The 23,595-nt window shown below is 70.7% G+C and carries 17 protein-coding genes; 5 read left to right on the top strand and 12 right to left on the bottom strand.

Annotated features, from left to right (window positions below; all coding sequences use genetic code 11):
• Positions 1–81 precede the first annotated feature (81 nt).
• Together AC6JA9_RS21670 and tesB are read right to left on the bottom strand one after the other, a co-directional pair.
• Positions 82–777, bottom strand: a complete 696-nt coding sequence (locus AC6JA9_RS21670; protein ID WP_223748779.1) for a type 1 glutamine amidotransferase — start codon at positions 775–777, stop codon at positions 82–84.
• A 54-nt stretch (positions 778–831) separates the two neighbouring features.
• Complete coding sequence (tesB, locus tag AC6JA9_RS21665) at positions 832–1,710, bottom strand: acyl-CoA thioesterase II (RefSeq protein ID WP_223748599.1); 879 nt, start codon at positions 1,708–1,710, stop codon at positions 832–834.
• Between the two features lie 149 nt (positions 1,711–1,859).
• Here tesB and AC6JA9_RS21660 point away from each other — a divergent pair, with 149 nt between their 5' ends.
• From AC6JA9_RS21660 to AC6JA9_RS21650, 3 genes are all read left to right on the top strand, one after another.
• On the top strand, positions 1,860–3,485 hold the full coding sequence (locus tag AC6JA9_RS21660) for a M28 family metallopeptidase (protein WP_497957764.1): 1,626 nt from the start codon (positions 1,860–1,862) through the stop codon (positions 3,483–3,485).
• A 222-nt stretch (positions 3,486–3,707) separates the two neighbouring features.
• A complete protein-coding gene (locus tag AC6JA9_RS21655; protein ID WP_223748601.1) occupies positions 3,708–4,598 on the top strand; it encodes a bile acid:sodium symporter family protein in 891 nt (296 codons plus the stop codon).
• Positions 4,599–4,654: 56 nt separating this feature from the next.
• A complete protein-coding gene (locus tag AC6JA9_RS21650; RefSeq protein ID WP_223748602.1) occupies positions 4,655–5,662 on the top strand; it encodes a hypothetical protein in 1,008 nt (335 codons plus the stop codon).
• A gap of 90 nt (positions 5,663–5,752) precedes the next feature.
• Here the strand turns inward: AC6JA9_RS21650 and AC6JA9_RS21645 are convergent, their stop codons facing one another.
• The 3 genes from AC6JA9_RS21645 to AC6JA9_RS21635 form a co-directional block, all read right to left on the bottom strand.
• The gene (locus AC6JA9_RS21645) at positions 5,753–6,235 is read right to left on the bottom strand and encodes an FKBP-type peptidyl-prolyl cis-trans isomerase (protein WP_141333454.1); all 483 of its coding nucleotides are present in this window, start codon (positions 6,233–6,235) and stop codon (positions 5,753–5,755) included.
• A 110-nt stretch (positions 6,236–6,345) separates the two neighbouring features.
• Entirely contained in the window at positions 6,346–7,914 is a 1,569-nt protein-coding gene (locus AC6JA9_RS21640) for a ribonuclease H-like domain-containing protein (RefSeq protein ID WP_497957763.1), read from the bottom strand.
• A gap of 19 nt (positions 7,915–7,933) precedes the next feature.
• Entirely contained in the window at positions 7,934–10,351 is a 2,418-nt protein-coding gene (locus tag AC6JA9_RS21635; RefSeq protein WP_223748604.1) for a DEAD/DEAH box helicase, read from the bottom strand.
• 89 nt (positions 10,352–10,440) lie between these two features.
• Here AC6JA9_RS21635 and AC6JA9_RS21630 point away from each other — a divergent pair, with 89 nt between their 5' ends.
• Positions 10,441–11,688, top strand: a complete 1,248-nt coding sequence (locus AC6JA9_RS21630; protein ID WP_408890402.1) for an ArsB/NhaD family transporter — start codon at positions 10,441–10,443, stop codon at positions 11,686–11,688.
• Between the two features lies 1 nt (position 11,689).
• On the opposite strand, the gene AC6JA9_RS21625 is transcribed toward AC6JA9_RS21630, so the two are convergent.
• On the bottom strand, positions 11,690–12,514 hold the full coding sequence (locus AC6JA9_RS21625; protein WP_223748606.1) for a hypothetical protein: 825 nt from the start codon (positions 12,512–12,514) through the stop codon (positions 11,690–11,692).
• A gap of 86 nt (positions 12,515–12,600) precedes the next feature.
• Between AC6JA9_RS21625 and AC6JA9_RS21620 the strand changes: the two genes are divergently transcribed.
• The gene (locus tag AC6JA9_RS21620; protein ID WP_497957762.1) at positions 12,601–13,368 is read left to right on the top strand and encodes a cyclic di-GMP-binding domain-containing protein, MshE-related; all 768 of its coding nucleotides are present in this window, start codon (positions 12,601–12,603) and stop codon (positions 13,366–13,368) included.
• Positions 13,369–13,383: 15 nt separating this feature from the next.
• Here AC6JA9_RS21620 and AC6JA9_RS21615 read toward each other — a convergent pair whose 3' ends face one another.
• From AC6JA9_RS21615 to trpS, 6 genes are all read right to left on the bottom strand, one after another.
• Entirely contained in the window at positions 13,384–15,402 is a 2,019-nt protein-coding gene (locus AC6JA9_RS21615) for a cyclic nucleotide-binding domain-containing protein (protein WP_408890406.1), read from the bottom strand.
• Positions 15,402–17,522 (bottom strand): HEAT repeat domain-containing protein, encoded by a 2,121-nt coding sequence (locus tag AC6JA9_RS21610; protein ID WP_267701007.1) that lies wholly within the window; start codon positions 17,520–17,522, stop codon positions 15,402–15,404. Before AC6JA9_RS21610 ends, AC6JA9_RS21615 begins: the two co-directional genes overlap by 1 nt.
• An 83-nt stretch (positions 17,523–17,605) precedes the next feature.
• Positions 17,606–20,263, bottom strand: coding sequence for a pseudouridine synthase (locus AC6JA9_RS21605; protein WP_408890407.1), 2,658 nt, complete (start codon positions 20,261–20,263; stop codon positions 17,606–17,608).
• Between the two features lie 24 nt (positions 20,264–20,287).
• Positions 20,288–21,271 (bottom strand): SMC-Scp complex subunit ScpB, encoded by a 984-nt coding sequence (gene scpB / locus AC6JA9_RS21600; RefSeq protein WP_223748610.1) that lies wholly within the window; start codon positions 21,269–21,271, stop codon positions 20,288–20,290.
• Positions 21,258–22,127: a segregation and condensation protein A gene (locus AC6JA9_RS21595; RefSeq protein ID WP_141332429.1), complete on the bottom strand. Its 870-nt coding sequence runs from the start codon at positions 22,125–22,127 to the stop codon at positions 21,258–21,260. The genes scpB and AC6JA9_RS21595 overlap by 14 nt, the downstream gene beginning before the upstream one ends.
• A 163-nt stretch (positions 22,128–22,290) precedes the next feature.
• Positions 22,291–23,337, bottom strand: coding sequence for a tryptophan--tRNA ligase (gene trpS / locus AC6JA9_RS21590; protein WP_223748612.1), 1,047 nt, complete (start codon positions 23,335–23,337; stop codon positions 22,291–22,293).
• Positions 23,338–23,595: the final 258 nt, after the last annotated feature.

Here is a 23,595-nt window from a genome sequence, read left to right as displayed (position 1 = left end):
GTGAAACACTGAAACCCCAAGCGGACGACGAGGCTGCGCCGGGTACAACGTGACCGCGAGCCCTTCGCGTCAGCGATGTCTTCAGCGAACCGCCTGGGCGAAGTGACGTGCGAGTCTTTGCAGCAGCTCGCGGTTCTCCGGCTCCGCGGCCTCGAGCCTGGGGAGCTGGCTCACCAGCTGCGTCACGTCCTTGTGACGCAGCGCGAGGTCCTCGGCGCCCAGCTCGAACCAGCGTCCCAGCTCGCGCGCGGTCAGCTCCAGGTGGAACTGGAAGCCGTAGGAGCTGCCCAGCCGGAAGGCCTGCTGCGTGTAGCGGTCCGTGGACGCGAGCAGCGTCGCGCCGGGCACGGCCTTGAACGTGTCACCATGCCAGTGGGCCACGGTGCCGCGCGGGCGCGCGCCGGTGATGACGGCGTCCTTCAGGGCCTCCGGCGTCCAGCGCACCGGGCCCACGCCGACCTCGAAGCCGTTCTTGCCGGGGAAGACCTCCGCGCCCGCCGCGTCCGCGAGCAGCTGCGCGCCCAGGCAGATGCCCAGGCACGGGCGCTCATGGGCCAGCCGTTCCATGAGGATGGAGCTCTCGTCGCGCAGGAACGGGTGCTGGTCGGCTTCGTAGACGCCCATGGGGCCGCCCATCACCACCACCAGCTCCGCGTCCACGTCCTCGTGCCGGACGGCGCGGAAGCGGTGGACCAGCGTGAAGCCCACCTCCGTCAACGCGGGTCCCAGCAGGCCGACGCCCTCGTGCTCCTCGTGCTGATACACCACCGCGCGCATCGTCACGTCCCCTTCCGCCCCGCCTGGGGCTGCTCGGCCAGCGACGTCCTTCGCTCACGACGTGGGCTTGTCGCCCTTCAGGATGCGCAGCAGTCCCTCCTGCGCCACGGACGCGACGAGCCTTCCCTCGCGCGTGTAGACGGAGCCGCGAGACAGGCCGCGCGCGTTGCCGGACCACGGGCTGTCCATGACGTACAGGAGCCAGTCGTTCACCTTCAGGTCCCCATGGAACCAGAGGGCGTGGTCCAGGCTCGCGCCGATGACGTGGGGCTGGAAGAAGCTGGCCGCGTGCGGCAGCAGCGCGGTGCTGATGAGGTTGAAGTCGGACGCGTACGCGAGCACGTACTTGTGCACCTGCGGGTCCTCCGGGAGCGCTCCGTCCGCGCGAATCCAGACGGCCTTGCGAGGCTCCCCCGGCACCGGATGGAACGGGTCCATGTAGTCCACCGGCCGCATCTCGATGGGCTTGTCGCAGAGGATCTTCTCGCGCAGCCGCGCGGGGATGCGGTCCACCTGGCGCTTGAGCAGCTCCAGGTCCGTGGGCAGCGCCTCGGGAGGCGGCACCGCCGGCATGGGCGACTGGTGCGCGTACCCGGGCTCGTCGCCGTGGAAGGAGGCCATCATCGTGAAGATGGGCTGCCCCTTCTGGATGGCGACGATGCGCCGCGTGCTGATGCTGCCGCCGTCGCGCACCCGGTCCACCGTGTAGACGACGGGCTGGCTCGCGTCGCCGGGCCGCAGGAAGTACCCGTGCAGCGAGTGCACGTGCCGCGCGGTCTCCACCGTCTGGCTCGCCGCCGACAGGGCCTGCCCCAGCACCTGTCCGCCGAAGAGCTGACGGAAGCCCAGATCCTGGCTCTTTCCGCGAAAAAGGTTTTCCTCGATGACTTCCAGCTTGAGGAGTTCCAGCAGCTCGTCCAGGACGCGGCTCATGAGGCGTCGTCCTAGCCGACCCTGGCCACGGCTGTCGCGCCCCGTGTGCGTGACGCGTCCCGGAGAGGACGGCCGCTCGGGGAACGAAAGGAAATGAGGAGCGGGGCCGGGCGTTGAGCCAGGGAAGCCCTTCTTCCACGAGCCCGCCCTTGCGCACACCCCATCTGCTGACGACGCTGTGCCTGTTGCCCTCGCTGGCCCTCGGCGCCGAGCCCGCCGCGCCCCCGTCCGACGCGGAGCGCTGGTGGGGCCATGTCCGCCACCTTGCGGACGACGCACTGCAGGGGCGGGACACCGGCAGCGAGGGCCACCGCAAGGCCGCGGCCTACGTGGCCGAGCAGCTGGCGGCGCTCGGCGTCAAGCCCGGCGCGGGTGACAGCTACCTCCAGGAGGTGCCGCTCGTCTCCCGACAGCTCGTCGAGGCGAAGTCGAGCCTGGCGTTGGTGCGCGACGGCCGCGCCACGCCGCTGGTCATCGGTCAGGACGCCATCATCTCCCCGCGCTCGGGCGAGGCGGGTTCGGTGGAGGCGCCCATGGTCTTCGTGGGCCACGGGCTGTCCATCCCGGAGGCGGGCCACGACGACCTGGCCGGCGTGGACTTGAAGGGGAAGATCGCCGTCTATCTCCAGGGCGGCCCGGCGCACGTCTCCGGCCCGCTGCGCGCGCACCACAGCTCGCAGGCCGAGCGCACGAAGGCGCTGAAGAAGGCGGGCGCCCTCGGCACGGTGATGCTGCTCAACCCGAAGCTGGAGGAGACGCCGTGGTCGCGCACCGCCGCGTCGCGACACCAGAAGGCGATGACCTTCGCGGACCCGGCGCTGGATGAGAGCACGGGCCTGAAAGTGGGCGTCACCGTCAACGCGGCCCACGCGCAGAAGCTGTTCGCCGGCGCGCCGCACTCGTTCCAGGACCTCCTGAAGCGGGCGAACGCGAACCAGCCGATGCCGCGCTTCGAGCTGCCCGCGCGCCTGAAGGCGAGCTCCGAGCGTGTGTCCTCGCGCACGACGTCGCCCAACGTGGTGGGCCTGCTGCCGGGCAGCGACCCGGCCCTGGCCGGTGAGTACGTGGTGCTCACCGCGCACCTGGACCACGTGGGCGTGGGCCAGCCCGTGGACGGTGACAACCTCTACAACGGCGCCATGGACAACGCGACGGGCGTGGCCGCGGTGCTGGAGGTGGCGCGCGCGCTCACGGCCCGGAAGCCGGGGCGCTCCGTGCTGTTCGTGCTGGTGACGGGCGAGGAGAAGGGCCTGCTCGGCTCGCGCTACTTCGCGCTGCGCCCCACGGTGCCCGCGGACACGCTGGTCGCCAACTTCAACCTGGACATGTTCCTGCCGCTGTTCGCCTTCGAGCGCGTCGTCGCGTACGGCCAGGAGGAGTCCAACCTCGCGACGCCGCTGGCCCAGGTCGCCTCCCGGCACGGCGTGAAGCCGATGCCGGACCCGGAGCCCCACCGGCTGCTCTTCATCCGCAGCGACCAGTACTCCTTCATCCGCCAGGGCGTGCCGGCCTTGTCCTTCAAGTTCGGCTACGCGCCGGGCTCCGCCGAGGAGCGCACCTTCAAGAGCTGGTACACACGCCACTACCACGCGCCGTCGGATGACCTGTCGCAGCCCATCCACCAGGAGGGCGCCGTGAAGTTCGTCCGCATGCTCGCGGACCTGACGCTCGCGGTGGCCAACGCCCCGGAGCGCCCGCGCTGGAACGACGACAGCTTCTTCCTGCGCTTCGCGCCGACGAAGGCGAACGCGACCCCCTCCCTGAGCAATCCATGACACCGCCCATGCGGGCCCGGTAACACGCGTACAGGTGTAGCTTTCCATCGACGTGACAAACAATGACGCCCGGCGTCATCGCTGCTCACGTGCGGGATGCAAATCGCAAGGGGTGGCTTGAAGCGAGACACCCATTTGCGCCACGCTTGTTTGCATTGAGACATCTGCCGCGAGACGGGCGAGGAGCGCCCGCACATCGACGGGGGGCGAATGCAGTCAAACGTGTTCACCGCGGTTCTGATTCCACTGTCGTTGGCCGTCATCATGCTCGGCCTGGGACTGTCGCTGACGCTCGCGGACTTCAAGCGCGTCATCGTCTACCCGCGAGCGGTGATCGTGGGGCTCGTGTGCCAGATGCTGGTGCTTCCCGCCGGCGGTGTGCTCATTGCCCATGCCTTCGGACTGGGGCCGGAGCTGGCGGTGGGGCTGATGTTGCTGGCGGCCTCCCCCGGCGGCGCGACGGCGAACCTCTTCAGCCACCTGGCCCGCGGTGACGTGGCCCTGAACATCACGCTCACGGCGGTCAACAGCGCGCTGACGCTGGTGACGCTGCCGCTCATCGTGAACTTCTCGCTCAACCACTTCATGGGCGAGGACCGGGCGGTGCCCATGCAGTTCGCCAAGGTGCTGCAGGTCTTCATCATCGTGCTGGGGCCGGTGAGCATCGGCATGCTGGTGCGCTCGAGGAAGCCCCAGGTGGCGCTCAAGCTGGACAAGCCCATCCGCATCATGTCCGCCGCGTTCCTGGCGGTGGTCATCGCGGCGGCCGTGTACCAGGAGCGCCAGAACATCGGCGCGTACTTCCAGCAGGTGGGCCTGGCGGCGCTGAGCTTCAACCTGTTGAGCATGGGCGTGGGCTTCGTGACGCCGCTGCTGTTCCGGCTCCCCCGGCGTCAGGCGGTGGCCATCGGCATGGAGATCGGCATCCACAACGGCATCCTCGCGATGACGATTGCGATGAGCCCGCTGCTGTTGGGCAACGCCACCATGGCCATCCCGCCGGCCATCTACAGCATCATCATGTACTTCACGGCCGCGGCGTTCGGCTACGCGGTGACGCGACGCCACGCGGACGAGCAGGACTCTCCCGCCGCAACCCCCAGTCGTTCCTGAAGCACCCGCCGCGGTTCCTCCCCGCCGCGGTCTCCCCCACCCGAGGAAGTGTCGAGATGATGCTCAAGCGTCTATCGCTGTCCATCTGCACGCTCTGTTTGAGCCTGGGTCTGGTGTCCCCCGCGGCCGCGCAGCAGTCCGCGGCCACGCCGACGCCTCCGCCGGATGCTCCCACGGCCGGGCCCACGAACACCCCGGAGGTCGCCCCCGCCAGCGAGCCCTCCCCGGTCCCCCCACCCCGCCCCATCCCCAACGTCCGGCTGTACATGACCAGCTTCAACCTGTTCCGCGTCAACCCCATCGGGTTGGAGACGCAGAACCGGCTGGTCATCCAGAAGCGGCTGTTCAACAGCGAGTCCGTGCTGATGCGTGACACGTTCGTCAACGCCGCGGCCCTCATCAAGGCGAACCCCGCCTCGTTGAAGGTGGGTCCGATGTTCGAGATCCAGCCGATCGCCCTGTTCAACCTGCGGCTGAGCTACGAGTACACGAACTTCCTGGGGACCATGGGCTTCCTGCAGGGGTACGCGAACCCGCTGAACGACTTCTCGGATGACGCGCTGGATGCGCGCGAGGACGCGGCCTACAGCACCAGCGGCCACCACTTCCTGGTGGAGCCGACGCTGCAGGCGAAGGTGGGCCCCATCGCGGTGCGCACCAAGTTCAGCATCGAGTACTGGAACCTGTCGCTGCGCGACGGCGAGACGACGTTCTACGACCCGATGCTCGACTCGCTGCTCGCGGGCAAGGGCTGGGTCTTCACCAACGACTCGGACGTCGTCTACCTGTCCGGTCGGTGGATGCTGGGCGCGCGCTTCAGCGGCGTGTGGCCGCAGTACACCGAGGACCAGGGCGTCTCCGACGCGTTGAAGGCGGACAACAGCCACATGCGCGCGGGCCCCGTCGTCTCCTACGCCTTCAACACGGACGAGGGCACGATGTTCAACCGCCCCACGGTGCTGGGCATGGTGGCCTGGTACCTGAAGCACCCCAGCCGTCAGGAGGCGATGCCGTACCTGCTGCTGGGCTTCTCCTTCAACTCGGACCTGATGGGCGGGCGCTAGTCCGCGTCAGGGAGGAAGGGCCGCTCCCGCGAGAGGACTTCGCGGGAGCGGTGGTGGGGCCCGGGGCTCACGAAGGCCCCGGGGTTCGAATCAGTGGTGGCTGTCCGGGCCGTGAGCGTGGCCGTGCTCCAGCTCCTCGGCCGTGGCGGCGCGGACGTCGGCCACGGTCAGCTGGAAGTGCAGCGTCTTGCCGGCGAGCGGGTGGTTGTAGTCCACCACCACGGTGTCGCCCTTGATCTCCTTCACGAGCAGGTCGACCTCGTCGCCCTCGGGGTCCGTGGCGGTGAGGATGCCGCCCTCCTGGAGCTCCAGCCCTTCGGGGAACTCGTCACGGGGGACCTCCTCGAGGCCCTCGGGGTCATGCGGCCCGTAGCCGTCCTCGGGGGGGATGACGACCGACAGGCTGTCTCCCTTCGCCTTGCCCTCCAGGGCCTTCTCCAGGCCGGGGACGACCTCCTCGTGGCCCTGCAGGTAGACGAGCGGATCTCCCGGCTCGCTCTCGTCAATGAGCTTTCCATCGCCGAGGTGAAGCTTGAAGTCGATGGAGACGACACTGTCCTTCGCGATTTTCATGGCGCCTCTCTTAGCGCAGGCCGTTGTCCAACGCTCCCATCATGTGCTCGGCCGGTCTGCGGGAGGGCATGGGAGCGGGGCCCCCCGCCCGAAACCGGACGCAAGGGCTTTCAGGGGCCGGGGCGAGGTGGGCGGGCGCCCAGGTCCAGCGCGCGGGCCCGCGTGCTCCGGTCGATTCGGCCCTCCAGGCGAACGATGCGGCGCCGGTGGTCCTCCGGCAACTCCGCCGCCGCCGAGAGTCGGGCGTGGCGCAGCGCGGCCGCGAGGTCCTTGAGGGAGTGCTCGTAGAGCTTGGTCAGCTCCAGGTGCAGGCTCGCCGCCTGGAAGCCCCGGGCGGACTGGAGGGCCTGGTGCAGGTGGTCCGCGGCGGCCTGGGGCTCGCCGGCCATGCGGGCCAGGCGCGAGGCCAGGGCGTGGGCCTCCATGCCCACGGTGCCGGAGCCTTTCGTCGCCGCGGCCGCGAAGGCCCGGGCCCGGGTGTGGTCTCCCGCCCGGAGCGCCACGCTCGCGAAGCCGAGCAGGTCCCTGGGGTCCTCGTCCCGGGGAACGGCGGTGCCGTCGCCGGCGCGGAAGCGGCGGACCATCTCGCCCAGGAGGGCGGCGAGGAGGAGGAGGTCGTTGGCGTTGTGCTCGAGCACGGGCGTCAGCGAGGCGCCGTCGCCGCCGCGCAGGTAGCGGAAGTACAGGTCCGGGATGAGCGAGCCGTCCACGTCATCGACGCGGCGCAGGCCGAGCACCTGCTCCTCCATGTGGACCAGTCGCGTGCCGGCGCCCCGGTGCTTGAAGACGCGGCGGGCGCAGTGGAGCAGGTCCAGGTGGGGCAGCTCGGCGGGGGCCTTCACGCGGTTGAGGACGAAGCGCGTGCGCAAGAGCGGCCAGTCGAAGCTCTTGCCGTTGAAGGTGACGATGCAGGAGGAGCGGGCCATGCGCTCGGCGAGCACGCGCAGCATGGGGGCCTCTTCGCCGAGCTTGCGCAGGAAGAGCTGGTGGACGCGCAGCGAGCGCCCCTCGAACCAGGCGAGGCCCACCAGGAACGGCACGGTGCCGGTGCCGCCGGCGAGGCCCGTGGTCTCCGTGTCGAGGAAGAGCATGCGCTGGTAGTCCACGCCGGCCAGGTCCTCGTGGAGCGCGAGCCGGGCGACCAGGGCGCCCTCCACGTCGAGGGCGCCGGCCACGGGGGCGCTGCCGTGGTGATGGTCCGGAGGCAGGAGGCGCTCGGAGACGTGGACGGTGCCGTGCGGTGTCTCCTGGGCCACGACGGGCAGCGGACCGGGAGGAGGACGAGGCTGGGTGGGGCAACGCGCGGCGGTCTGGCCCTGTCGCTCGGACCAGTCCGCGAGCATCCGCCGGAGGGATTCGATGCGCGGGTCGCTCGGGCGCGCGGGGGCCAGGGGCGATGCGGCGGCTGACGGTTCGGGCGTGATGGCGTGGCGCGATGTCTCGTCCGGCCCGGGGGCTTGGCCCGTATGGGCAGGAGCCGGGGCGGCTGACTCCTCGTGTGAAACCGTCGGCGGCGGTGAAGCAGGAGCGAAGGTGTTCGCCTCGGCGGAGCGCTCCGCGACGTTCCCCGGTGGAGCCCTCCCCTCGTCCGACGGCTCCGGGAGCGTGGCCACGCGGCTCGCGGGCTTGCCGCCGGGGCCCACGCCCGTCAGTCGCGCCAGCTTTCGCTTGAGGTCCACGCGCCGAGCCCTCCGCCGTCTACTGCACGCCCGCGACGCCGAGCAGGCTCAGCACCTCGAGCCCCAAGCGCTTGCGCGGATGCGGGTCCACGGGCGCCTGTCCCGGCATGACACCCGACGCCGGACCGATGCACGCCGGGCAGCCCTCTTCGCACGCGCAGGACTCCAGGAGTCGCCGCGCGCGCACGAGCAGCTCGTCGCGCTGGTCATACAGCCGCGCCGCCAGCCCCACGCCGCCGGGGATGTTGTCGTAGAGGAAGATGGTCGGATCGAACCCCACCCCGCCATCCTTGCGCGGAGGCCCGTCCGCGTCATCGCGGCTGCCCAGCGTCTTGCCGATGTCCCGGGGGTCGATCATCAACCCCACGCACGCCACCGTGCGCAGCGCCGTGGCGATGCCTCGCAGCGCGTCGATGACCGCGGGCCTCGGCGCCTTCATCGAGCGCACCACCGACTCCGGCACCGTGAGCCACAGCGCCGTGGTGTGCATCTGCATCTCCGGCAGCGCCACCTCGCCGTAACCGACGTTCTCGTGGGTGTGGTACTTGATCTTCTTGTACCCCACGACCTTCTCGATGACGCTCACCTCGCCCATGCCGGCCTGGAGCGACGGGCCCACGGGCGCGCCCTGGTCCTCCTGGATGACATTCACGCGCACGTACGTCATCGCGTCCGTGAAGTAGTCCGGCGCCACCTTGCGCACGAAGGCCTTGTGGTTCTCGTAGTCGAACTGCTCGACCTGATACTGCTCGGCCTCGTGCTGGTAGATGGCCTGCTCGTGCAACATCGTGTGCGCCGAGCGGAAGTCCATCTCCGCCAGCGTGCGGTCCGTGCCGCGCTCGATGATGACCACGTTGTCCCAGCCCACGCTGCGCAGCGACACGTGGTTCGCCGGATACGCGTCCGAGGACCAGTGGAAAACGCGCCGGCCACCCTCCCCCGCCGTCGGATGCACCACCTGGTGCTGTGCGAGGAACCCCAGCGCCTCCGCCGTCGACTCCGCCGGCACGTCGCCGAAGGCCTCGCCCTCCTCGAACGGCAGCTCGAACGACGCGCACTTGAGGTGCTGGACGAGGATCTCCACGTTGTCCGGGTCGATGCGCGCGTGCTCCACCGGCGCGCCGATGAGGAAGCGCGGGTCCGCGGCCATGTACTGGTCCAACGGCGCGCTCGACGTCACCAGCAACGCCAGGCTCCCCGCGCCACGACGTCCCGCGCGGCCGAAGCGCTGCATCAGCGCCGCCACCGAGCCCGGGTACCCCGCGCACACCACCGCGTCCAGCGAGCCGATGTCGATGCCCAGCTCCAGCGCGTTCGTCGCGACGACACAGCGCACCTCCCCCGCGCGCAGCGCCGCCTCCGTCGCCCGCCGCGTCCCCGGCAGATAGCCGCCCCGGTAGCCCTGGATGAGCGACGGGTCCAGCTTCTCCTCGACGAACCGGTCGCGCAGGTACTTGAGCATCACCTCGATGTTGTTGCGCGACTGTCCGAACAGCAGCGTCGACACGCCAGCGCGCACCAGGTCCGACGTCAGCCGCACCGCCGTCTTGAGGTAGCTGGCCCGGATGCCCAGCTCCGCGTTGACCACGGGCGGGTTGAACACCATGACCCGCCGCTCCCCCGCCGGCGCCCCGCTCTGGGCGACCAGCTCCACGTCACACCCGAGCATCCGCCGCGCGTGCGCCTGCGGATTGCCGATGGTCGCCGACGCGGCGATGAACACCGGGTCCGAGCCATGGAAGCGCGCCACCCGACGCAGCCGGCGCAGCACGTTCGCCAGGTGCGAGCCGAAGACGCCCCGGTACGTGTGCAGCTCGTCGATGACCACGTAGCGCAGGTTTGAGAACAAACGAGCCCAGCTCGCGTGGTGCGGGAGGATGCCCGTGTGGAGCATGTCGGGGTTGGTGAGCAGCACGCCCCCTCGCTCCCGGGCGGCGCGGCGTGCGTCCGCCGGCGTGTCCCCGTCGAAGGTGATCGCGCCATGCGTCAGCCCGGCCTCGCGCATGAAGGCCCGGAGGGATTCCTCCTGGTCCCTGGACAGCGCCTTGGTGGGGAACAGGTAGAGGGCGCGCGCCTGGGGCTCCCGGGCGAAGCGATCCATCAGCGGCAGGTTGTAGCAGAGGCTCTTGCCCGAGGCGGTGGGGGTGGCGATGACCAGGTTCCTGCCCGCGCGGGCCAGCCGGAAGGCCTCGGCCTGGTGGGAGAAGAGCTGCTCGACGCCTCGCTGGCGGAGCGCCTCGCGGACCTGGGGGGCCACGTCCTCGGGGATGGGCGCGAACGAGCCGACCCGGGCGGGGGTGGCCTCGTCGAGCGAGAAGCAGGGCGACAGGCCCCGGTCCGCCTTCCATTGCTGGAGCACGGAGTCCAACCCCCGGGGGGCGTTCCACGGGGTGCGACGCGGGCCACCGAAGGCCCCTTCTTCCTTCTCGAACTTCATGGGTCGGGCACTGTACAGGTGTGTACCGGGGCGGACAACGCGAACACGGTCGAGCACGCCGGACGTGGCTCGGCTAGGTTCCCGCGCCCGTGGCCCTCGCCATCTTCCTGTTCACCTACGTCTTCATCGCCGGCGCCCGGCTCCCCTTCCTCAAGCTCGACCGCCCCGGAGGCGCGCTGCTCGGCGCGGTCCTCATGGTGGTGTTCGGCGTGGTCTCGCCCGCGGAGGTCTTCAACCACAGCGAGGACACCGCGAAGCACGCCATCGACGCGGACACCATCGTCCTGCTGCTCGGGATGATGCTGCTGGCCGCGTACATGTCCCAGGCCGCCGTCTTCCGCACGGCCGGCGCCTGGGCGGTACGTCGCGCCCGCACGCCCCGCCTGTTGTTGATCGCCGTGACGTTCATCTCCGCGGTGCTGTCCGCGTTCCTGGTCAACGACACGGTGTGCTTGATGCTCACGCCGCTGGTGCTCGCCACGGTGGATGACGCGAAGCTGCCGCCCGTGCCGTACCTGCTCGCCGTGTGCATGGGCAGCAACAGCGGCTCGGTGGCCACCTTCACCGGCAACCCGCAGAACATGCTCATCCAGGGCGCGTCGGGAATCTCGTACGCCAGCTTCGCGGCGTACATGGCCGTGCCCGCGCTCCTGTCCACCATCATCGTCGCGGCCGCGCTGGTGTACCTCTTCCGCAACGAGCTGAGCACGAAGCGCTTCGAGCCCCAGCCGCCACCGCCGCCCGTGGACCGCTGGCTCCTGGTGCTGACGCTCACGGTGACGGTGGGCGTCATCGTGGCCTTCTTCGCCGGGCTGCCCATGAGCTGGAGCGCGCTGGCCGGCGCCGCGCTGGTGATGGCCCTGTCCCGTCGCGAGCCGCGCGAGGCGCTCGAGCGCGTGGACTGGGTGCTGCTCTTGTTCTTCGCCAGCCTCTTCGTGGTGGTCTACGGCGTGAACAAGCACGGCTGGGCGGAGGAGATCCGCCTCATCTTCGCGCCGCTGATGGCGGGGCCGCCGTGGCGGGAGACGCTGGGCTTCGCGGGGCTGACGCTGGTTGCGTCCAACCTCTTCAGCAACGTGCCCTTCGTCATGCTCGCGCGCTCGTGGGTGCCCACGCTGCAGAACGTGGAGCTGGGCTGGCACGTGCTCGCCCTGGGCTCCACGCTGGCCGGCAACCTCACCCTCGTCGGCAGCGTCGCCAACCTCATCGTCTTCGAGGCGGCGCGCGGCAAGGTGGACATGTCCTTCATGCGCTACCTGCGCGTGGGGCTGCCCGTGACGCTCGTCAGCTTCGTGGTGGGGATCGCGGTGCTCCTCGCGGAGCACGCCCTGTTCTGACTCAGGGGTCCGGGTCCGGCAGCTCGCCCGGCGCCAGCTCCGGGTCGGGCGGCTTGGGCGGCTCGACGAAGGTGGGCGCGACGGCGTCGGGAGCGGCGGGGCCCGGAGGCGTCGCCACCGAGGGGCCGCCGCGACGGTCCCTGGGCGTGAGGTCCTTCACGAACTCGAGCGCAACCTGGTCCAGCAGCGTGGTGAGCGCCTGGCGGAACAGGTCCGGGTTCTTCCCCACCTTGAACGGGTCCAGGTGCTCCGCGCCCGCCTCCACCTGGTCCACCTCGAACGGGTGGCGCCACACCTCCGAGCGCCCATCCAGCGTGAACATCCGGCCATAGCCGCGCAGGAAGGCGCCCGCGTGGCCCTTCTTGCTGCGCATCCCGTACTCCTGCACCACGAACTCGACGATGGTGTCCGCGCCCAGCGGCGTCACCAGGTCGTAGTCCGGAGCGTTCGCGGGGACCTCCTCCACCAGGAAGCTCTCCAGCACGGACGCCACGCGCGCGGGGTCCACCGTGTACGTCCACGGGGCCTCGCGAGGCAGCTGTGTCAGCGTGTTGACGCGCAGCCGCTCGGAAATCTCGAAGCGCGTCACCGCCTGCTGGAGCTTCACGGTGAGCCGCCGGTCCGCCTCCACGGGCTCCAGCTTCTTGAGCTTGTCTCCGTACGCGGAGTCTTCGCGGAATACGAAGCTGCGAGGTCCCGCGCCGTCCTCGATGCGGGAGATGAAGGCGGGGCGGCGCACGCGGTCCAGGTCGGCGCCGGCGAGCCGCTGCGACGCACAGCCGGCGCAGAGCGCCAGCGCGAGAAACGGGAGAAGGCTTCGCGTCATGACCTGAGACTTACCCCATTGCGGGGCGGCCCGCCCCTTCCGGGCCCGTGGCGCCGCCCTGCCCTCCCGCCGAGCCGTCCGCTGGTATGCTCCCGCGCGTGAATCCTTCCTCCGTGGCACCCCCTCCCCCCGGCCGTAAGCGCCGGCTCGGGGAAATCCTCATGGATGCGGGTCTCCTGACCGAGACCCAGCTTCGCTCCGCGCTGGCCGAGCAACGCAAGTGGGGAGGCCGCCTGGGCCTCACGCTGGTGCAGATGCGCTTCGTGGACGAGAGCTCCATGGTGCACGCCCTGTCGCGCCAGCTCGCCATCCCCACGGTGGACCTGGATGCCCTGACGCCTTCGGCTCCGGCGATGCAGGCGCTGCGCGTGGACATCGCCGAGCGCTACACGGTGTTCCCCACCGCCTACGAGCCGTCGAGCAAGCTGCTCACGGTGGCCACGTCGGACCCGACGAACGTGGAGTCGCTCCAGGAGCTGGCGTTCCACACGGGCCAGCGGCTCCAGGTGGTGGTGGCCGCGGCCTCGTCCATCGAGCGGGCCATCCGCCGTCACTACCATGGGGAGATCACCTCCACGACGGCGTCGCCGCTGGCGTTCGGAATCGACGAGCAGACGTTCGAGCTGGCGCCTCCGTCCGAGTCGGCCGTGGAGCTGATGCCCGCCCCGCGCGCGTCGGGCCCGTCGTCCGTCCGGGAGGGTGAACTCACGCAGCAGGTGGAGTCCCTCACCCAGAAGGTGACGGACCTGGAGCGCATGGTGGCGCAGCAGGCGCGCTCGCTGCGCGCCATGCTGGAGCTCCTGGAGACACGGGGCCTCGTCACCCGCGACGACTACCTCGCGAAGGTGCGCTGAGGGACGAGGCCCGGTTCAGACGAGGATGAGGTCCTCGTCGCCGCCCAGGGCCTCCACGCCGAGCACCTGCTCCGTGCGGCGAAGGCGCTCGTCGGTCAGCTCGGAGATGAGCACCAGGATCTGAGGGTGGCTGGAGATGAGCGCGTCGAAGTCGGCGCGCGGCAGTCGCAGGAGCGTGGTGTGACGCCCCGCGGTCACGGTGGCCGTGGCGGGGGTCTTCTGGAGCAGGGAGATTTCGCCGAAGAGGTCTCCCTCCTTCAGCCGCGTGAGCAGGTGCCCGTCCTTGTGCACCTCCACCTCGCCCGAGAGCAGGACGTAGAGCCCGTCCGTCTGGTCCCCGTCGCGGATGATGACGTCACCGCGCTCGACGTCGCGGGCGCGGAAGCGCTCCACCAGCGTGCGCCGGTCCTTCCGGTTGAAGGGCCGGAAGAGCGCGGAGGTGTTCATCACGTTGGTGAGCAGACGCTGGCGCACGAACTTCTTCAGGGCCGCGGCCACCTGCGGATGGCTCCGGGAGAGCGAGGCCAGGACGGGCGCGGAGATCTCCAACAGCTGCGTGTCCTCGGAGGCGGCCTCCACGGAGGCGGTGCGCGGCGCTCCGGAGAGGATGGCCATCTCGCCGAAGAACGCGCCGCCCTCGAGCACCGCGAGCTCCACGCGGCGCTCGGCGTCCATCCGGAAGACGCGGGCCTGGCCCTCGCAGATGACGTAGAAGGCATCGCCGTGGCTGCCCTGCTCGATGATGCGCTCCCCCGCGCTGAAGCGGCGCAGCGGGCAGCGCTCGAACAGCTCGATGAAGGCGTCGCGAGGCAGGTCCGAGAACAGCGGGATGGTCGGCAGCGCGTCCAGAGAGGGCGCGTCGGTGATGACCTCCTCGGTGAGGCTGAAGACCTCCTCCTCGTCGCTGACGGCGGCGCTCCCGGCCCGCTGATTCAGACCGGCCTGGGCCGCGAGCTCCACGGCGTGCAGCAGGGAGTCCGCTTCGAGCTCCAGCTCGGTGAAGGACGACGGGCGCGGCGTCACCGCGCGCAGCGATGCGCCCAGCTCGCGGGACACCTCGCGGAACGGGACGGCGGTGGCGCCCGCGGGGGGCGTGGCATCCGCGCGGCGCGGGCGCAGGCCCGGAGGCGCCGAGGGCGGGTCGATGAGCGTGGGCGTCGGCGGGAGGCCGGGCTCCATCGCCTGTGCATCCGCGATGGGCGAGGACAACGCCTTCCACTTCCCGCTCACGGGGGACTTCGCCGCGGGCACAGGTGCCGAGGGGGGCGTGATTCGCTGCGGGGTGCGCGGCGCGAGTCCTGGAGGCAGTGTGCTCGCCGAGGGGGGCGCACCCGGCTCGGGCTCGCCCACGACGACGTCGAAGCCTTCATCCTCGGAGGCGGTGCGCGAGGAGGGCGACGGTGCCATCGAAGCCCGTGCCACGGCAACGGTGCTCGAGGGGGAGAGGCCCGCTTCGGCCCATCCGGTGCTCGACGGCTCGACGTGGGAGGACGGTGCCTCGTCATCGTGAGTGGCGGGCTCGGCTTCCTGCCCCACGCTCACGGAATGGACGACGACCTCCTCCGCGCTGGAGGTCGTGGAGGACGTCTCGACGGAGAGCTCGAGTCCATCCGATGCGTCGCCCGACACCGGTTGCGGGGACGGCGCGGGGCGCTCGGGCGGCGGCGGCGCGGAGAGCGCGCTGCCCATGGGGCCTCGGGCCCGGGCGCCCACGGGCGTGCCTCGGCGCGCGTAGAGGTTCGCCAGCATCTGCTGGACGCCCTGGTGGCTCGGGTCCAGCTCGAGGATGAGCTTGCTCGCGGCGATGGCGCGCGGGAGGAAGCCCTCCTTGGCGAAGCCCTCGGCGGCGGACTGGTACGCGGCGACGGCGCGCTCGCGCTCCCCTGCCTTCGCCCAGGCGTCACCCATGCGCAGGCGCGACTGGTGGTCCTTGGGGTCGAGCTTGCAGAAGTCCTCGTACAGCTCGGCGGCCTTGGAGAAGCGCCCCTTGGTGAAGGCCGCGGCGGCGCTGTCCTTGAGCTTGCGTGCTTCCATTACCGAGCCCCCTCCGAAGCCGTGCCCCCCTTCGCCAGCGCCGCGCCCGCCGCGTCACGCACGGTCCGGAAGTAGTCGCTCTTGAGCGCATCGAGGAACTCCGAGTGCGTCGTCGCGCCCATGCGCTTGAGCGCCGTGGCCGCCGCCGCGCGAATCTCCGGCAGGTCGTGGAACAGGTCCCTCGCCACCACGTCGGCCGCCTGTGCATCCCCGATCGTCCCGAGCGCCAGCAGCACGTCGCGCCTCGCCACGCTGTTGGTCTCGTCGAGCGCCTTGATGAGCGTGGGCACCGCGTCCTTCGCCTGGATGCGCGCGAGCACCACCGCCGCGAGCGCCGCCTCCGGCCCACCCTCCTTCACCACGCCCTGGAGCACCGCCGACGCCGACGCCGGCACCCCGGGGCCCTTCGCCAGCGCGTCCAGCACGAGCAGCTTCTCGCCGCCCATCTTCGGCAGCGCCTCCAGCAAGGCCACCTGCCCCGCCTCGCCCGACTCGGCGAGCGCCTGCGCCAGCGTCTTCTGGAGATCCCTCTCGGGCTCGAAGATTCCCTCGCGAGCCACGGCCACGCCCTCGGCGCCCAGGCGCGTCAGGCCCACGAGCGCCGCCGTGCGCAGGGGGATGCTCGGGTCCTGGCTGTATCCCTTGAGCAGCTCCAGGGCGCCCGGCGCGCGCAGGGTCCCCAGCGCGCGAATCAGCGTCGCCAGCGGGACGAGCCGCTCGGCCTCCACGTCGTCGAACAGCTCGCTGGGCACGCGGGGCTTGACCACGGTGCGGCCCGCGTCCTTGGCCCGCTGCGCGTTGAGCGCCTTCACCCGCTCGAAGAGCGAGGCGTGGCGGGACGCGCGCTCGTCATTCGGCGAGGCCGCGACGTGCGGGGAGGTCGTGGCGGACGGGTCGAACCCGGCGCCGTAAGTCTCGGGGAGCTTCTGGGGGACCCAGTCCGAGCGCAGCGCCTCCAGCCCCTTGGCCTCCTGCTCGTAGAGCTTCTGGAGCTGGGGCACGACGGACGCGTCGCCCACCGCGGCCACGGCGTCCACCGCGAGCATGCGCAGCGTGGCATCGTTCTGGTTGAGCCACGGCGTCACCTTCGCGAGCAGCGGCTGGGCCACGGGGCCGAGCCCGGCGACGGCCTGGAGCCCGCTCGCGGCGGTGGCGGGACGCGCCAGGCGCTCGCCGATGGGGTCCAACGGGCAGCCGCCGCGGGTGCGCATCGCCAGGGCCGCCGCGAGCGCGTCGGACGGGGCACCATCGAGCGCGACGGCGCACAGCGCGGTGTCGGTCTCCGGCGTGCGCGGGAAGGACAGGATGGCGTCGATGGCCAGAGGGCTCACCGCGCTCTTCTCCACGGCCACGGCCTGGAGGCGCGGCGCGGCGGCGGGGTCCTGCAGCTTGCTCAGCGCGATGATGGCGGACTCGCGCAGCTCCGGGAAACTCTCGTCGAGCAGCAGCGCGATGTCGCCCACGGCCCGCTTGTCACCCGCGTCGCCCAGGCCGCGCACGGCGGCGGCGGCGAGGATGACCTGGCTGTCTCGGACCAGGGGCAGGAGCCGATTCACGGCCTCGGGACGACCGCTCTTGCCCAGCTCCTCGGCGGCGCCGACGCGCTCGGGGAGCTCGCCTTCGGTGAGCGTGAGGAGGTTGCGGTCCCACTGGCCCTTGGCCTCGGCGGCCACGACTTCCGCCATGGCGCCCGGCACGTTGGCGTTCTTGAGGGCCTGGACGATGACCTGGCGGGTGGTGCGCCCCCGGCGCCCGTACTGGAGCGTGAGGTAGGCCTTGGCCTTGTCGTTGCGCACCTTGGAGAGCGCCATGGCCGCGCGGCCCTGGACCTCCTCGTCGGAGTCCTCGAGCAGCTCGCCCAGCAGGTCGACGACGCGAGGATCCTGACTCTCGCCGAGCGCGACGGCCGCCTCCGCGCGGACGATGGACGCCAGGTCCTTGGCCGCGCGGGTGAAGAGGATCAGGTCATCGGGATTGCCCTGTCCGGCGAGCTTCTTCACCGCCAGGGCGCGGACCTCCGGTCGAGGACTCTGGAGGTCTGCGAGGAGCTGGTCCCGGCTCCCGTTGCAACCGAGGACCAGGGCCAGCATGAGGATGTAGGGGCGTGCGCCGGTTCGCATCGGTCTCCGCTGAGGGAAACGGTGGAAAAGTCGCGGGGGGTTATATCAACACCCCCCTTGTCGCCCAATCCGCCGTGTGGTCCTCAGCGAGGACGGCGAGGTCCCTTGGAAGGTCCGCCGGACCGGCCGCCGCGCGGAGCCTGAGCGCTCCAGCGGGGCTTGGAGCCCGACTCCTTCTTCTTGCCCCAGTCCTGGAAGCCCTCGGACTTGCGACCGTCCGTGGGAGCGGCCCCTCGGGCGCCCGCGCGGACGACTCGCTCACGGGGAGCGCCACGGTCGTCGTAGGGGGCCCAGCTCTTCCCCTCGCCGCCTGCTCCCTTGGCGCCCCTGCCGCCGGGCTTCGCGCCGAAGCCGCGACCCCGAGGGCCAGCGCCCTCCGCGTCACGGGGACCCCGAGACGGACGCCCCTCGGCGCGGCCGCGCGGAGCGGCCTTGTCGCCGAACGAACGACGCGCCGGGCCACCCGCGCTTCGCGCACCACCGAAGCGAGGACGTCCCTCTCCGCTGGACTCACCGCCCGCGGCACCGCCGAAGCGGGGACGGCTCATGCCACTGGATGCGCCACGGGACGCAGCGCCGCCGAAGCGAGGACGGCCTTCGCCGCTGGGCGCGCGATCGGAGCTCCCGCCACGGCCGAACCGGGCCTGGCCCGTACTACCCGCACCACGAGGACCCCGAGGACGATCCTCGCTCCCGGCGCCGAAGGACTTGCGAGCCGGGCGATCCTCGCCGGCACCGAAGGCCTTACGGGCCGGACGATCCTCGCCACCCGCGCCGAAGGACCGACGGGCCGGACGATCCTCGCCACCCGCGCCGAAGGACCGACGGGCAGGACGATCCTCGCCGGCACCAAAGGACTTGCGAGCCGGACGATCCTCGCCGGCGCCGAAGGACTTGCGAGCCGGGCGATCCTCGCTCCCGGCGCCGAAGGACTTGCGAGCCGGACGATCCTCTCCACCCGCGCCGAAGGACTTGCGAGCCGGACGATCCGCTCCACCCGCGCTGAAGGACCGACGGGCAGGACGATCCTCGCCACCCGCACTCCACTCCTTACGGGCAGGACGTCCCGCGCTGCGGGCACCACCCTCGTCGTTGGAGCCCCACGTCTTGCGAGCCGGACGTCCCTCACCGCGTGCACCCTCGTCGCCACCAGCGCCCCACGTCTTGCGTACGGGGCGGCCCTCGCCACCCGCGCTACGAGGACTGTCATCGCCGCCCCAGGACTTGCGAGCCGGACGACCCTCGTCACCGCCGAAAGACTTGCGAACCGGACGACCTTCGCCTCCGGCACCAAAGGACTTGCGAGCCGGACGGCCCTCATCACCGCCGAAAGACTTACGCGCCGGACGACCCTCGTCACCGCCGAAGGACTTGCGCGCCGGACGGCCCTCATCACCGCCGAAAGACTTACGCGCCGGACGACCCTCGTCACCGCCAAAGGGCTTGCGCGCCGGACGACCCTCGTCACTGCCGAAGGACCTACGCGCCGGGCGGCCCTCATCGCCGCCGAAGGACTTACGAGCCGGGCGATCCTCGCCACCGGCGCTGAATGCCCTACGGGCCGGACGGTCCTCACCACCCGCACCGAACGACTTACGAGCCGGACGCCCCTCGCCACCAGCGCTCCGAGCGCCACGAGGCCCCTCGTCACCGCCGAACGTCTTGCGCGCCGGGCGCCCCTCACCGCGAGCGCCCTCGCCCCACTCCTTCCGAGCAGGACGACCGAAGCGCGACGCACCACCTTCCGCACGCGGTCCACGCGAGCGCGGAGCATCCCCGCTCCCGAACTCCTTGCGAGCCGGACGACCCGCGCCCGCACGGTCCCGGCCGAAGCGCGCGAGCCCCGAGCCACCCTCACCCGCCGGCTTCCGCTCCGCACGGGCCGCGGGCTTGCGGCGCACCGGCGCCGCGTCATCGTCCATGGCCAGCTCGTCCTCGTCCGACTCATCGAAGCCCGGCGCCGCGCGACCATGGCGCCGAGGCGGCAGCCGCAGGTCCGACGACGGAGGCGACGCCTTCCCGTCGGCCACCTCGTTGAGCAGCTCGACCTCCGCCTTCTTCAGCGGACGCAGCTCACCCGGACGCAAACCCTCCACGCCCACGCCCGCGTAGGCCGGACGGAACAGGCGCACCACCGGGTGCCCCACGGCGGCGCACAGCCGCTTGATGAGGTGCGGACGGCCCTCCGCCACGACGATCTTCAGCCACGTGTTCTTCTCGGCGGCCTCGAACACGCCCACCGACACCGGCGTGGCCATGCCGTCCTCCAGCCGCACGCCGCCGCGCAGCTTCTCCAGCGTCGGCACGTCGGGCTGGCCCTTCACCTTCGCCAGATATGTGCGAGGCACCTGGAAGCTCGGGTGCGTCAGCTTGTGCGCCAGCGCGCCATCATCCGTGAACAGCAGCGCTCCCTCGGCGTCGTAGTCCAGCCGGCCCACGGGGAACAGGCGCTTGCCCGTCTCCTCCACGTAGTTCGCCACCGTCGGGCGCCCCTGGGGGTCCGACAGCGTGGTCACCACGCCCACGGGCTTGTAGAGCAGGAAGTAGGACGATTCGTCCGGCGGCGTGACGAGCTTGCCGTCCACGGAGACCAGGTCCGTCCCCGGCTCCACCCGGCTTCCCAGCTCCGTCACCGTCGTGTTGTTCACCGCCACGCGGCCCGCGGTGATCAGCTCTTCTGCGTGCCGGCGCGAAGCAACTCCCGCGCGGGCCAGGTACTTCTGTAGTCGTTCGGCCGCCATTACTTCCCCTTCACTTGCTGCCCGTCACTCGGGCTTCTGCCCCTCGGTGCCCGTCTCGGGCTTGGGGGCTGTGTCCAGGACACTGGAGCTGGCCTTCTGTATCTGGTCAGCCGCCGCCATGGCTTCCTCCAGGTCCTCCAGCGCGGCCTCGCTCGCCGCCGCGCTCTTCTCCATCCGCTTCGTGAATCCCGGGTCGGAGAGTGCTTCCACCGTCCCCGCCGCTGCCGGTGCGGGTCGTACTTCTTTCTCCACGATTTCGCGATGCTCCTGCGTGAGCTCGTGGAATTCCCGCAGCGTGGGCAACGCCGACAGGTCCTTCAGGGCGAAGAACTCCAGGAATTCACGCGTAGTGCCATAGAGGATGGGTCGCCCCACCTCCTCGCGCTTGCCCAGGATCTTCACCAGCTTGCGGTCGATCAACGCCTTGAGCACGGCGCCGCAATCCACGCCGCGGATGTCCTCCAACTCCGGCCGCGTCACCGGCTGCCGGTACGCGATGATGGCCAGGGTCTCCACCGCCGCCCGGGTGAGCCGCTGGGGCTTCACGCGCAGGTAGCGCCGGACGTACTCGCCCGAGTGGGGGTCCGTGCGGAACTGCCAGCCGCCGGCCACCTCGTACAGGACGATGCCGCTGATGCCGTCCCGGTGGATGCCGGACAGCTGGTTGAGCGCCTCGGCGATGAGCGTCTGCTCGATGCCGGTCGCCTGGTACAGCTCGTCCACGGACAGGGGGCGCTCCGCCACGAAGAGCACGCTCTCGATGACCGTCCGGACGCGGTCCTGCGACAGCTTGCGGCTCTTGGAGACCAGCTTCTCGAAGGAGGTCTCCAGGTCGGGCGTGGACTCGGAGTCCTCCTCGATGGCCGCCGCTTCCACCTCGTCCAGCTCGTCCGCCGGGCCGGGGCCCGTGACGGCCGCCAGCTCCTCCTCGGAGAAGGGGCTCGGCCCTCCGGACGCGGCGGACTCCTCGCCGTCTCCGCCTCGGGAGCCTTTCCTACCGGTAGTCACTCTCGTCGACCTCCGTGGGGGCCAGCCGCTCCAGGGCATCCCCGTTGGGCAACAACAGGATGGGCCCGAGCGGCTCGTCCTGTACCACACGGATGAGCCGGCGTTTCACCATTTCCAGAACCGCCAGGAAGGTGACCACAATCTCCTGGCGGGTGGGCGTGTCCTCCTCGTTGAACAGGCTCTCGAAGAGGACCTGTCCCTGGGGACGCAGCCGCCCGACGATGCGCAGGATGGCCTCGGAGAGGGTGATCTTCTCCCGGACCACCTCGTGCTGGACCTTGGGCGTCAGCCGCTCCAGCACCCGGTCCAGCGCCTCGATGAGCTTGAGGACGCTGAACTCCTGCAGGCCCACCTCCTCCTCGGGGATGGGCACCGCCTCCACCGGGACGCTGCGCGCGAACACGTCCCGGCCCAGGATGTCCTGGCGGGCCATGTGCTCGGCGGCGTCCTTGTACTTCTGGTACTCGAGCAGCCGGCGGACCAGCTCCGCGCGGGGGTCCTCGGGCTCCTCCACCGCCGCCAGGGCCTCGCCGCCCTCGGGCACCGCCACCGCGTCCTGGCGGGGCAGCAGCATGCGGCTCTTCAGGTGGGCCAACGTGGACGCCATCACCAGGAACTCCCCGGCGATGTCCAGGTTGATCTCCCGCATCCGCTCCAGGTGCTCCAGGTACTTCTCGGTGATGAGCGCCAGGGGGATGTCGAAGATGTCGACCCGGTGCTCCTTGATGAGATGGAGCAGCAGGTCGAGCGGACCCTCGAAGTTGGGCAGCGCGACGCGGAAGGCGTCCGCCGGGGTCCGGGGCGGAGCGCCTTCGCCGAGGCCTTCATCGGCCGATGTCGGGCGGCCGTCACTCACCGGCGTGTTCCTGGCGGCCCTTCTGGCTGTCGGTGGCTGCTGGTCATCACGCAAGGGCCCGGATTCGCGTGATTCGAGCGCGAACCGGGGGACACACCTCCTTAACAGTGGGTCCCAGGTGGGTCAAACAAACGGCGGTAAACACCCGTTCAGGCCCGGAACCTCACGGGATGCCCACCGCGCGCCGGACCTTGTCCATCAGGACGGAGGCCTCCTGGCGGGCCCGCTGGGCGCCATCCTGGAGGATGCGCTCCAGCTCCGCCGGGTCGCCCGCCAGCTCGGCGTACCGCTGACGGGCCGGTCCGAAGGTCGTGTGGAAGGCCTCCAGGAGCTTCTTCTTGTACTCCCCGTAGCCCTTCCCTCCCGCCCTCCACGACGCGTCCACCTCCGCGAACTCGGACGCCGGCAGCATCAGCTTGAGCAAGTCGTAGAGCGGCACCTCGCTGACGAGCGACGCGTCCGCCGGCTTGCCCTCGGGCACCGGCTTGGGCGCCTCCACCGGCGTGGAGTCCGTCTTGATGGACATGATGCGCTTCTTGATCTCCTTCTCGTCCCCGAACATCTCGATGGTGTTCCCGTAGGACTTGGACATCTTCTTGCCGTCCACGCCGGGCACCGTCTGGGTGGCCTCCTGGATGCGGGCCTGGGGCAGCTTGAGGATGCCGGGCGCGTGGCCGCGCTCCTTGCCGTCCGGGTCCGCCGGGTCGTAGCCCTTCACGTACTCGGTGTTGAACTTCACCGCCCAGTCACGGGCGAACTCCACGTGCTGGATCTGATCCTTGCCCACCGGGACGAAGTCCGTGCTGTAGAGCAGGATGTCCGCCGCCATCAGCACCGGGTAGGCGAAGAGGCCGAAGTCCGGGCTGATGCCCTTGGCCACCTTGTCCTTGTAGCTGTGGGCCCGCTCCAGGTGCGCGTGCGGCACCACGGTGCCCAGGATCCAGTTGAGCTCGAGCACCTCGCGCACATCGCTCTGGCGGAAGAGCACCGCCTTCTTCGGGTCCACCCCGAGCGCCAGGTACGCCAGCGCCGCCTCGCGGGTGAGCTCCAGCGCGAGCTTCGCGTCACGCACCGTGGTGAGCGCGTGCAGGTTGGCGATGAAGTAGTACGCCTCGCCCTCCTCCTGGAGCTGCACGAACTGGCGAATGGCGCCGAAGTAGTTGCCGATGTGCAGCTTGCCGGAGGACTGCACGCCTGAGAGGGTCCGCATGTCGGGTTCCGAGTCGGGAGTCAGCGCGCAGAGTCGTTTTCGCGCGTTTTGTGTTCTGCAGCGTCGAGGTGGTTCGCACACCCGCCGCGCCCCTGCAATCTTCCGTTCAGTCGCGGGCACTCCCCGGGCCTGACGCCCGCCCGCCGCGAGCCCTCGTGGAAAATTGTGGCGCGCACGGAAATCCTGAGTGATTCCAGGCGCTTGCGGTTGAGCGCCGGTGGGTGGAGCGGTACCCTGACCGCCACACCTGCGAGCAAC

It is taken from the genome of Myxococcus sp. MH1, assembly GCF_059738865.1.
This window is presented reverse-complemented; position numbering and strand designations above follow the sequence as displayed.